Raw genomic sequence first — 1,458 nt, 5'->3', positions numbered from 1 at the left:
AAGGTACTTTATTAGGATCTCGTTTTTCCCCATCTGGAAATGGCTTTAACACTAATAAATCCAATGAAACTCCTGATTCTAATAGTATCTGTTTTACTTCTGCAGCAGTTAAATTGGGATAATAGGAACGTATAAGGACAGCAATTCCTGAGACTATAGGTGCTGAATATGAAGTTCCTGTTGAAAAAGCTTCAGATGTTCTTGTATCAGTATATATAGCCGTTCCAGGCGCAAAAATATCTACTTCTTTCGAACCGTAGTTTGAATAACTATTTACTATAGTGCTATCCAATTTATAAGAAATGTTTCCTACTTTAATGAAATTCTTCAGAAATTCTTTTGAATTGTATGTGTCATTGGGAAAATTAGTTCTAATATCAAGATTATATCCATTGTTTCCTGCAGATGTTATAATCAATACATCATTTTGTTCAGCATACTTCATTTCTTCATTTATCCATTCAGGAAACAGAGATATTTCTCTACCTATACTCAAATTTATAATCCTAGCTCCATTATTAACTGCATACCGAATTGCCAAAGCGATATCTTTATCAAATTCGTCACCAGCAGCAGTAACTCCTAAAGACATAATTTTTATATCGTTAGTAATTCCATCTATACCAATATCATTATTTTTCTCTGCTGCAATAATACTAGCTACCTTTGTAGCATGATTTAGTTTTCTTGTACCTTGAATATGATTATTTCCATATACAGTATCTAAGATATCGAATGGATTATCTTCAGTCAATGCCCTATCATCATGATCAAAGTTCAGCAAAGTATTAATTATATTAGTTTCATAACTTATTTGGTCATTTAACCATATAGGAGTGTAGCCATATTTCAGATAATAGTGCATGTTATTAGCATGTTCAAAGATAACCTCTCCTTTTTTTGATAACCTTTTTAATGAATCTAGCTGTTTTAACGAATAATTATTATTAAACAATGAATCAAAAAAAATTTCTGCAGATCTATATTTTTTAATCATTCGCTTGTACATTTCAATATCACGTTTTCGCTGACTTAGCTCTTGGTCATATACTCTTAATGCTTCAATGTATATATTATAGTATTTTAAGTCTTCCTTCGATATTTTTTCTTTTGTGAAATTTTTAAACTTTGGTTTATATTTCTTTATAATCCTAGTTGAGCTAAAGCTTGTGTATGGAACTTCATCCTGCCCATTAGTACCAATAAAATTCCAACCGTGCATATCGTCTATATAGCCATTATTATCATCGTCTAATCCATTATTAGGAACTTCATCCGTATTTGTCCATATCTGATTTTTTAAATCAGGGTGATCAATATCAAGCTCACTATCAATAATTGCTATTGTAATACTTTCTTTATATTTTGATTTGCTTATTAATTCCTTGTATGCTCTATTAAGACTTATTCCCGGTATAGTGTCATTAAAAATATCCATGAAATGCCAATGTTGCATTT

The 1,458-nt window shown here is 30.2% G+C and carries 1 protein-coding gene; it reads right to left on the bottom strand.

What is annotated here, in order from left to right; all coding sequences use genetic code 11:
* On the bottom strand, positions 1-1,438 hold a 1,438-nt coding region (locus tag AA088_RS17410), incomplete at its 3' end, for a S8 family serine peptidase (protein WP_162199701.1).
* Positions 1,439-1,458: the final 20 nt, after the last annotated feature.

The sequence above is a fragment of the Kordia zhangzhouensis genome, assembly GCF_001005305.1.
Taxonomy (GTDB): Bacteria; Bacteroidota; Bacteroidia; order Flavobacteriales; family Flavobacteriaceae; genus Kordia; species Kordia zhangzhouensis.
This window is presented reverse-complemented; position numbering and strand designations above follow the sequence as displayed.